Below are 9,435 nucleotides of genomic sequence, written 5' to 3' on the forward strand. Positions count from 1 at the left end.
CCGGGGCACCCCGGGGTGCGGGCGGCCGCCACCCCGGCCGCGATCACCACCGGCCTCTCCGACGAGGTGGCCGCCGCCCTCGCGTTCATCCGCCCGGGCACCCGCATCGTCTCCATCTGCACGGGCGCGTTCGTGCTGGCCGCCGCCGGGCTGCTGGACGGGCGCCGGGCGACCACGCACTGGTGTGTGGCGGACGAGTTCCGGCGCAGCTTCCCGCGGGTCGACCTGGACCCGGACGTGCTGTTCGTCGACGACGGCGACATCCTCACCTCGGCCGGCGCCGCGTCCGGCATCGACATCTGCCTGCACCTCGTCCGCCGGGACCACGGCAGTGAACTGGCCAACAGGGTGGCCCGGCGCTGCGTGGTCCCGCCGCTGCGCGAGGGCGGCCAGGCGCAGTACATCGAGCAGCCCGTACCGGAGCCCTCGACGGCGAGCACCGCCGCCACCCGGGACTGGGCGCTGACGCGTCTCGGCGATCCGTTGACCCTGACCGAGCTCGCCGATCACGCCGGGATGAGCCTGCGCACCTTCGCCCGCCGCTTCGGCGACGAGGTGGGCCTGAGCCCCGGCCGCTGGCTCATCCAGCAGCGCGTCGCCCGGGCCCGTCATCTGCTGGAGGCCAGCGATCTGTCGGTGGACCGGATCGCGGGCGAGGTCGGCTTCGCGACGGGGGCCTCGCTGCGCCAGCATCTGCACGCGACGATCGGCGTCTCGCCGCAGGCGTACCGGCGGACGTTCCAGGCCGCGCGCTGACCGGCGAACGTTCGTCCGCACCCGCGCGTCGTAGGAGCACGAACGGCGGTCGGAGGAACAGGGGTGGGGATGCGCAAGGGGATCGTGGCGGCCTTGGTGCTGGTGGGGCTGGCGGTGGTGGGGTGCGGCGCGGGGGAGCGCGACGGCCTGGTGGTCAAGGGCACACCGCCCGCCACTCCGTACGCCGGGCCGCTGGACCTGCCGTACCAGGAGAGCTCGGACGGCGGCGAGCGGGGGGCGAAGAAGACGTCGGGCTCGGCGGGGCAGGCGCTGGAGTGCGACGGCGCGATCCACATGGGCGGCGCGGGCGACACGTGGAGCGAGGGTGACGGCGGTTCGACCCCGGAGGAAGGGCTGAACGCGTACTTCGAGATCTCCCAGCCCGGCCTGCCGGAGCAGGGCTACCGGGTCGAGCGCGAGGAAGGGGACCGCGTCCTGTTCTCGTACGACGTCGAGGGCCGGACCAAGGTCGCCGTCGTCGTCGCCAAGGACCAGCCACGGCGCCCGGGTTGGGGCCCGGAGACCAGCGCGTCCTGCGACCCCTCGGAGTTCCCGGCGAGCTACACCGAGGCGCGGGGGGACGAGATCTGGACGGACCGGGACGGCCACCGGGTGCCGACCACCGTGGTGACCAGCTCGGTCGGCGCGGAGCACTGCGACTGGCAGAGCGCGCACTTCCTCGACCTCGGCGACCGCGGCCACCTGTACGTGCGCGATCCGCGCGGGGTCTTCGACGGCGAGGGGCTGACCGCCGCCTACGACGGGGACGTCCGCATGCCGGCGGACGCGCGGGACACCGGCTACCGCTACCACGACTGGAGACTCTGGCTGGCGCCGGACAGGTCCACGGCGTACATCCGGACGTCCGACGGGGTGGAGGCCTGGCCCGCGGCCAAGCCCGGCCTCGGGTGCAGATGAGGCGTTGGCGGCGACCCCGACGGGCGTCCCGACTCCCGCGAAACCCCGCCGAGGGCGCCGGGGGCGGGCGAGACCGGGCAGGCGAGACCTCTGACTCCGTGCACCTGGGCGGGCTTACCTACAGGAACGGCCCCTCGGGCAAGCCCGCTGTTTCCCGACCGGACGGGAACGGGGGCATGTCGACCGGCGACCCTAGACGGCCGACAGCCCGGCGAGCAGTACAGCGGCCACCGCGGAGAAGACCCGCGGCTTTCGCCAGCCCGGTCCCGAGGCCTGGCGGTTCAGCTCCCACATGAACACCAGGCCGCCGCCGAGGCCCAGCGCGCTCCGCAGCAGGAAAACGAGGGTGTGCACGGGGCGCCTCCAGGAGCCTTCGAACGGCGGACGCCTGTCCGGGCGCGAGGCGTGGACGGGATCTTGAGGCATTGTCGCAGGTGAACCCGGGAACGGTGAGCCCCCGGGCCGGACGGCCAAGTACCTCACCCCGACCTCAGCGGTTCCTGGCCCGAAGCGTCACCGGCTCATGTGCAGAGCGACGAGCAGTTGCCAGACCTGGTCCGCGACGGCGTCCGGGGTGCCCTCCAGCAGGCCGTGCAGCCAGTCAGCGAGGACGCCCGCGAAGGTGGCGGCGACCGCGGAGGCGACGAGGGGGGCGTCCGGCGCCCCGGCGAGGGTCCGTTCGGCGAGGCTGCGGGCCCGCAGGTCGTGGTGGAGCACGCGGCCCAGCGGGCCACCGCCGCCCGGGCTCAGCAGGGCGCGGTAGAGACCTGTGTGCGGGGCGAGTTCGGTGAAGAAGGCGCGCAGGGCGGGAGGCGCGGACACCGGGTCGGGCCGTCCGCGCCAGGCGTGCAGCGCCTCCACGGCCTCCCGTACGACATCGGCGCACGCGTCGACCGCCAGCGCCTCCAGGTCGGCGTAGTGCACGTAGAAGGTGGCCCGGCCGACCCCGGCCCGCCGCACCAGCGCGGCGACGCCGATCTCCTCCAGCGGATGCTCGGCGCACTCCTCCAGCAGCGCCTGCCGCAGTTTGGCGCGGGTCCGGGCGGCGCGCGGGTCGTCGGGCGTCATCCGGTGACGAGGACCGCGGCCAGCGCGAGCGCGCCCGGCAGGGCCTGTGCGAAGAGGATGCGGCGGTTCGCGGTGACCGATCCGTACACGCCCGCGATCACCACGCAGGACAGGAAGAAGACCTGCGTGTCATGCCCGGTCGGGTCCGCGGCGATCAGCCCCCAGATCAGGCCCGCGGCCAGAAAGCCGTTGTAGAGCCCCTGGTTCGCGGCGAGCGGCGCGGTCGCCCGGGCCGTCCGCGGGTCGAATCCATGGAGCCCCCGCCCCGGCTTCTTCTCCCACAGGAACATCTCCAGCACCAGGATGTACACGTGCAGTGCGGCCACCAGGCCCACCAGCACGTTCGCGACTGTTTCCATCGTCGGCAGGCTCCGTTGCGCGTCGGAATTTCATGGACAAGTGTCCACTATACATGGACAGGTGTACAGGAAGTGACCGGTGCCTCAGGTTGTCCCCTGCGCCTCTGGGGTAGCGATGCACCCGGTTTCCTTTGGTGGAAGGGGAGTTGACGTGACGGGCAGCTTCGGGCCGGGTGGTTGGAGCGGGAACGAGCGGGAGATGTGGGCCGCGTTCCGGCGGGGGGAGTGGTTCGAGGACCGGGGCGAGGTGCGGGCGGCCGCCGTCCGCGGGCTGCTGCTGGCGCCGCCGACGGCCGAGGCGGGACAGCTGCCGCGGCTGCGACTCAGGGGCGTGACGATCACCGGCCGCCTCGATCTCGCCGAGGCTGTCGTCGCGGGGACCCTGCGACTGCACGACTGCCGCTTCGAACAGGTTCCGTGCCTCGACGGGGCCGCGTTGGGGGCCCTGGAGTTACGGGACTGCGTGCTGCCCGGCCTGTCGGCCGTGGGCCTCACGACCGGCTGGAAGTGCGAGATCTCCGGTTGCCGTTTCGAGGGGCCCATCGACCTTTACGGCGCCTCGATCGGCGGCACCCTGCACCTCGAGAACAGCCGCCTGAAGGGACACGGCGAGCGACGCGGAGAACGGGCGCTGCAACTCCTGTGCGCCACGGTCGGAGGGGACATCCAGGCGGGCACGGGGCTGCGCGTGGACGGCTGCACGGACCTGCGCGACACCTCCGTGCGGGGCAGTGTCGTCCTCAAGCGCGCCGAACTGATCAACCCGGACGGGACGGCGCTCAAGGCCAACAGACTGCACATCGGCGGGGACCTGAACTGCCGGGGCGGGCTCGTCGCCGAGGGGACGGTCGATCTCTGCGACGCCCAGGTGGGTGGTGGCGCCCTCTTCGAGGAGGCCTCGCTGACCGCCGAGCACGGCCCGGCGCTGCGGGCCCACGGCATCGCGGTCGGCGCGGTGTTCAACTGCTGCGACGGGTTCACGGCCCGCGGCCGGATCACCATCAGCAGCGTCACCGTACGCAGCCGCATCTGCTTCCAGGACGCCGCCATAGACGTACCCTCCGGCTCACCCGCGCTCACCTGCCGCCGCTCCACGGCGTCCGAACTCGCCCTGACCCCGCGCGAGTCCATACGCGGCGTCGTCGACCTCAGTCACACCCGGCTGACCATACTGCGCGGCGCGCCGGACTCCTGGCCGTACGCCGTCCGGCTGGAAGGCGTCGTCTACGACAGCCTGCTCCCCCAACTCCCCGCCGTCGAGCGGCTTCCGCTCCTCGCTCGCGATCCGGAGGGCTTCACCCCACAGCCGTACGAGCAACTCGCCGCGGCCTACCGGTTGCACGGGCACGACGCCGACGCCCGCACCGTGCTGCTCGCCAAGCAACGCCGCAGGCGCACCACTCTGGCGTGGCCGGGGCGGGTGTGGAGCGGGCTTCAGGATCTGACCGTCGGCTACGGCTACCGTCCCCTGCGGGCCGTGTGGTGGCTGTGCGCGATCATGTTCAGCGGGATCCTGATGTTCACGCGCTGGCCCCCGCAGGCGGTCGACCCGGCCAAGCCGCCCCACTTCCAGGCCGCGATCTACACCTTCGACCTGGTGCTGCCGCTGGTCGACTTCGGGCAGGAGGAAGCGTTCAGTCCTCGGGGCGGACTGCAGTGGGCGGCAGCCGTCCTCGTATGCCTCGGCTGGCTCCTGGCGACGACGGCCGCCGCGGGTGCCAATCGCATGCTCCGCAGGTCGTGACCCGCCGGCACCCGGCACCCGGCCGGGGTGAACTCCCCGGCACCTGGCCGGGGTGCCCCCCGCACCCGGCCGGGGTGAACTCATCGGAGCCGTGCCGGGGAAAACCCTCGTTCCGGGGCCGGGGTACGAGCCTCTGCGACGGGTGGTTCAGGTACCTCGCGTCGGCGTGATTCAGGCGTCCGGCGCCGCGTACACGCGCTCCCCTCCGACATAGGTGAGCGCGACCCCGGTCTCCTTGATCGCCTCCGGCGGTCCCGCGAAGGGGTCGCGGTCCAGGACGACGAGATCCGCGAGGGCGCCCGCCCGCACGCTCCCGGTGTCGTCGAGATGGTTGGTGTACGCCGTTCCCGCGGTGTACGCCGTCAACGCGGCCGTCAGGTCGATGCGTTCGGCCGGCAGGAACACCGGCCCCGGCTCGTCCGGGCTCACCCGGTTGACCGCGACATGGATGCCCTGGAGCGGGTCGGGGCTGCTGACCGGCCAGTCGCTGCCCGCCGCCAGCCGCGCGCCGGAGCGCAGCAGCGCCCCGAACGGGTACTGCCAGGCGGCGCGTTCGGGCCCGAGGAAGGGGATCGTCAGCTCGTCCATCTGCGGTTCGTGCGCGGCCCACAGCGGCTGGATGTTCGCCGTGGCGCCGAGCTGCGCGAAGCGCGGCACGTCGTCGGGGTGCACGACCTGGAGATGCGCCAGATGCGGACGGGTGTCGCTCGGCCCGTTCGCCTTGCGCGCCGCCTCGACCGCGTCCAGGGCGTGACGGACGGCACCGTCGCCCAGCGCGTGGAAGTGGCACTGGAACCCGAGCGCGTCCAACGCGGTGACGTACGAGGGAAGGTGAGCGGGATCGATGAAGCTCTTGCCCCGATTGGCCGTGGCGCAGCCGCACTTGTCGAGGTAGGGGTCGAGCAGCGAGGCGGTGCCGTTCTCGGCGACGCCGTCCAGCATCAGCTTGACGCTGGTCGCCCTGAACCGGCCGTGGTTCAACGCGGCCCGCCGCTCGACGAGTTCGGGGATCTGCTCGGCACCCCGCGCCCGGTCCCACCACAGGGCGCCGACCACCCGAGCGGTCAGCGACCCTTCGCGGGCCGCCGTCAGGTACGCCTCGGACGGATCCTCCATGCCCAGGAAGGTGCCGACGATCGCGTCCTGCCAGGCGGTGATGCCGAGCGCGTGCAGATGCCGCTGGGCGTGCAGCAGCGCGGCGAGCCGGTCGGCGGAGGTGGCCGCGGGGGTGAGCCGGCCGACGGACTGCATGGCCCCTTCCTGCAGCATGCCGGTGGGCTCGCCCGAGGAGTCCCGCTCGAACCGTCCGTCCGCCGGGTCGGGGGTGTCCCGGGTGACCCCGGCGAGTTCGAGGGCGCGGCTGTTGACCCAGGCGCCGTGGTGGTCCCGGTTGGGCAGGTACACCGGCCGGTCCGGTACGACCGCGTCCAGCAGCTCCTTGGTCGGAGTGCCGCCCTCGAAAGCCTCCATGGACCAGCCGCCGCCGGTGATCCACTCCCGTTCGGGGTGGGCGTCGGAGTACGCGCGGACGGCCGCCACGGTGTCCTCGGCCGTCTTCGCACCGGTCAGATCGCACTGGGTGAGTTCCAGGCCCGCGGGCACCGGATGGACGTGCGCGTCCTGGAACCCGGGCAGCAGGAGCCGCCCGGCCAGGTCGACGACCTCGGTGTCCGGGCCGATCAGTTCATGGACCTCGGAGTTTCCGACGGCGGTGATCCGCTCGCCGGTGACGGCCACCGCGGTCGCGGTGCGGCCCTCGGGGGTGAACACCGGGCCGCCGGTGAAGAGAAGGTCAGCGTGCATGGTTCCGTTTCCTTGGTCGAGGTGGCCTGAAGTGCTCAGTTGGGGGTGGCCAGGAGCTGGGGCGCGTCGGCGTCGGTGCCCCGTCCCGTGGTGAAGTACGGGGACTTGCGGACCCACTTGGCCCACGCGGCGGCCACGAAACCCGAGACGATCATGACGGTGGGGGCCAGCAGCAGGAACCAGCCGTTGTCCGCGCTCACCTCGAAGTGATCGGCCGAGGTGTAGAAGGACCAGGCCAGATAGCCGCCGAGGCCGAGCAGCGCCACGGCGCTCAGGGTGGGGAGGACGACCGCGCGTATCCCCTCCCGCCAGTCCTCCCGGAGCAGTCCGCGGAAACGGGCGGCGGCCGCGAGGGCGGTCAGCGCGTACGACAGCGCCACGACGATCCCGACCGCGCTGACCGTCGCCATGATCATGTCGGCCAGCCGGGGAATCACCAGGGAGAGCGTGGCCACCACGACCGCCATCGCGCCGATCAGCAGCGTGCCGACCGCCGGAGTCCCGTACCGGGCGCTGACCCTGGACCACACGGGCCCGAGCGTCCGGTCCCGGCTCATCGCGAACATTCCGCGCGCCGTCGGGATCACCCCGGCCTGCAGCGAGGCGACGGCCGAGAACATGAGCGCCACCAGCGGCAGAGCGGCCAACGGCTGGTCGGCGAGCCGGTTCCCGAGGAAGGCCAGCCCTTCGGCGCCGTGCCCGGCCAACTCGTCCTCGGACAGCACGCGCTGGAAGGCGACGGAGCCGAGCAGGAAGAGCCCCAGCATGGTCACCAGCGTGATGGTCCCGGCCCGCGAGGCGTCCCGCGGATCACGCACCTCCTCGTTCACGGTGAACGCCGCCTCGAAGCCCCAGTAGCAGAACACCGACAGCAGCAGCCCCTGCGCCAGCGCCGTCGCCGAGGGGATCTGGAAGGGGTCGAACCAGCTCAGGCTGAAGGGGTGCGGGCCGGTCACGATGCCGTATCCGCAAAAGCCCAGCAGGACGACGTACTCGAAGACCAGCAGTCCGCTCTGGAGCCGCGCGGCGGTTTTGACGCCCGTCACCGCGGTGAGTGTGACGGCGACCAGGACCAGGACACCCACGGCCGTGGTCTGGGCGGTCGAGCCCGGATCGAGCGTCAGCCCGGCCACCGTGCGCAGGCCCGCCTCACCGGCGAGCTGGATCATCGCCGAACCGGTCACCGCCGTGGTGTACGCGAGGAACGCCACCGTGGCCACGATGCTCACCCAGCCGACCAGGAACCCGAGCCAGGGGCTGAGCGAACGGCCCACCCACACATAGCCGTTGCCCGCGTTCGGCTCGACCCGGTTCAGCCGGGAGAAGGCGCCCGCGATCCCGAGGACCGGCAGAAACGCCAGCAGCATGATCGCGGGCAGATGCAGCCCCACCACCCCTGCGGTCACCCCCAGGCCGATACCGATGCTGGTCGTCGCCGCCGTGCTGGAGGCGGCGATGGCCACACCGTCCACGACGCCGAGAGTCCTGCGCAAGGACGGGGGGTCCACACCGTACGGCTTCTGCGTCATGACCAGCTCCGATCGCACCCGGGGCCTGAATCCGGCCCGATGACCGGAAATGAAACTGCCCGCGGCCTTAACAGGTCAACGCCGTTGACATAAGGTGCCCGCACCGGAGGGAGACCCCATGACGTCCACGAACGACCGAGTCGTCCCGCCCGCCGCCCGGCGGCGCCGACGCCCCACCAAGACCGGCGTCGTCCTCTCCGAGGAACTGATCGTCGAGACCGCCCTGCGCCTGCTCAAGGAGCACGGCGCCGACGCGCTCACCGTCCGCCGCCTCGGCCTGGCCCTCGGCGCCGACCCCAGCGCCCTGTACCGCTACTTCCGCGACACCGACGACCTGCTGCTCGCCATCGCCGACGAGCTCATCGGCCGGACCCTGCGCACCTGGAACCCCACGGGGGACTGGCGTGCCGACCTCAGGGACCTCGGCCTGCGCGTGCACTCCGGCTCCCTCGCCCATCCGCAGGCCGCCGTCCTCAGCTCCTACCGGGTGACCGGCCGCGTCCACGAGATCGAGGCGGTGGAGGCGATCCTCGGCGTGCTGCGCGGCGCCGGATTCCCCGACCCCGAGGCCGTACGGATCTACCACGCCTTCGTCGACCAGGCGCTCGCGTTCGCGGCCCTGGACGCCGCGAGCGTCGCCCTGCCCCGCGCCGCGCGCGAGGCCGAGGCCGGTGTGTGGCGGGCGATGTACGCCCGGCTGCCCGCCGACAGCCACCCCAACATCGCGGCGACGTCCCGCCACCTCGTGCTCGACATGCGGCGCAGCGCGTATCCGACGGCGCTCGACATGCTGCTGAGCGCGGCGGCGGCCCGGCTCGCCGAGATCACGGGAGGCGGGACCCCGTCGGGAACCCCGTCGCACCCGCCCGGCCCGTCACACTGAGCCCCCTCCGGGACGGTACTACCGTGCTGCCGCCCCCCGCCGGCAGCCCACGGGCCGGAACCTGCGGGCGACCGGCACGGTACGGCCCGGCATCGGGCCACCCGCGACGTGGTCATGATCGACGGCACCGTCCGGACGCTCGAAGCCGAGGAGCTGCCGGACGGTTCCGGCGACGCGTTCGCCGCCAGGACCGGTTTCGACCGCGTCAACTCACGGTCCATTGCCAGTACTTCGGCGGCACAGCGCAGCGCGTGCAGGCCTGGCGCGAGGCCGACGAGATCTCCGGACGCGACCTCATGCGGGACGGCGAGTGGCTCGAAGCCGACTGAATCGCCCGGACCGGGTAACCCGGGACGACGCGGCGGCCGTCCGGAC

At 72.7% G+C, this 9,435-nt stretch carries 9 protein-coding genes; 4 read left to right on the forward strand and 5 right to left on the reverse strand.

What is annotated here, in order from left to right; translation table 11 throughout:
* The coding region (locus ACFWBT_RS38835) for a GlxA family transcriptional regulator (protein WP_385708309.1) at positions 1 to 756 on the forward strand (756 nt) is incomplete at its 5' end.
* 69 nt (positions 757 to 825) lie between these two features.
* Entirely contained in the window at positions 826 to 1,674 is an 849-nt protein-coding gene (locus tag ACFWBT_RS38840) for a hypothetical protein (protein WP_385708316.1), read from the forward strand.
* A gap of 192 nt (positions 1,675 to 1,866) precedes the next feature.
* Here ACFWBT_RS38840 and ACFWBT_RS38845 read toward each other — a convergent pair whose 3' ends face one another.
* The 3 genes from ACFWBT_RS38845 to ACFWBT_RS38855 form a co-directional block, all read right to left on the reverse strand.
* Entirely contained in the window at positions 1,867 to 2,028 is a 162-nt protein-coding gene (locus ACFWBT_RS38845) for a hypothetical protein (protein ID WP_385708319.1), read from the reverse strand.
* Between the two features lie 159 nt (positions 2,029 to 2,187).
* Positions 2,188 to 2,742, reverse strand: a complete 555-nt coding sequence (locus tag ACFWBT_RS38850) for a TetR/AcrR family transcriptional regulator (protein ID WP_266764331.1) — start codon at positions 2,740 to 2,742, stop codon at positions 2,188 to 2,190.
* Entirely contained in the window at positions 2,739 to 3,101 is a 363-nt protein-coding gene (locus ACFWBT_RS38855) for a DUF1304 domain-containing protein (protein ID WP_385708323.1), read from the reverse strand. The genes ACFWBT_RS38850 and ACFWBT_RS38855 overlap by 4 nt, the downstream gene beginning before the upstream one ends.
* A 151-nt stretch (positions 3,102 to 3,252) precedes the next feature.
* On the opposite strand from ACFWBT_RS38855, the gene ACFWBT_RS38860 reads away from it, so the two are divergent.
* Positions 3,253 to 4,845 carry an oxidoreductase gene (locus ACFWBT_RS38860; RefSeq protein ID WP_385708326.1) on the forward strand — a complete coding sequence of 531 codons (1,593 nt, stop codon included), beginning with the start codon at positions 3,253 to 3,255 and terminating at the stop codon, positions 4,843 to 4,845.
* 171 nt (positions 4,846 to 5,016) lie between these two features.
* Here ACFWBT_RS38860 and ACFWBT_RS38865 read toward each other — a convergent pair whose 3' ends face one another.
* Together ACFWBT_RS38865 and ACFWBT_RS38870 are read right to left on the reverse strand one after the other, a co-directional pair.
* A complete protein-coding gene (locus ACFWBT_RS38865) occupies positions 5,017 to 6,648 on the reverse strand; it encodes an amidohydrolase (RefSeq protein ID WP_385708329.1) in 1,632 nt (543 codons plus the stop codon).
* 35 nt (positions 6,649 to 6,683) lie between these two features.
* Positions 6,684 to 8,177 carry an APC family permease gene (locus ACFWBT_RS38870; RefSeq protein ID WP_385708333.1) on the reverse strand — a complete coding sequence of 498 codons (1,494 nt, stop codon included), beginning with the start codon at positions 8,175 to 8,177 and terminating at the stop codon, positions 6,684 to 6,686.
* Positions 8,178 to 8,295: 118 nt separating this feature from the next.
* On the opposite strand from ACFWBT_RS38870, the gene ACFWBT_RS38875 reads away from it, so the two are divergent.
* Positions 8,296 to 9,060, forward strand: coding sequence for a TetR/AcrR family transcriptional regulator (locus tag ACFWBT_RS38875; RefSeq protein WP_385708336.1), 765 nt, complete (start codon positions 8,296 to 8,298; stop codon positions 9,058 to 9,060).
* Positions 9,061 to 9,435 lie beyond the last annotated feature (375 nt).

The sequence above is a fragment of the Streptomyces sp. NPDC060027 genome (assembly GCF_042737005.1).
In the GTDB taxonomy this organism is placed as follows: Bacteria; Actinomycetota; Actinomycetes; order Streptomycetales; family Streptomycetaceae; genus Streptomyces.

Coding starts and splice junctions, on each gene's coding strand:
- ACFWBT_RS38870 (WP_385708333.1), bottom strand. CDS start 8,177: ATGACGCAGAAGCCGTACGGTGTGGACCCCCCGTCCTTGCGCAGGACT.
- ACFWBT_RS38850 (WP_266764331.1), bottom strand. CDS start 2,742: ATGACGCCCGACGACCCGCGCGCCGCCCGGACCCGCGCCAAACTGCGG.
- ACFWBT_RS38865 (WP_385708329.1), bottom strand. CDS start 6,648: ATGCACGCTGACCTTCTCTTCACCGGCGGCCCGGTGTTCACCCCCGAG.
- ACFWBT_RS38875 (WP_385708336.1), top strand. CDS start 8,296: ATGACGTCCACGAACGACCGAGTCGTCCCGCCCGCCGCCCGGCGGCGC.
- ACFWBT_RS38855 (WP_385708323.1), bottom strand. CDS start 3,101: ATGGAAACAGTCGCGAACGTGCTGGTGGGCCTGGTGGCCGCACTGCAC.
- ACFWBT_RS38840 (WP_385708316.1), top strand. CDS start 826: ATGCGCAAGGGGATCGTGGCGGCCTTGGTGCTGGTGGGGCTGGCGGTG.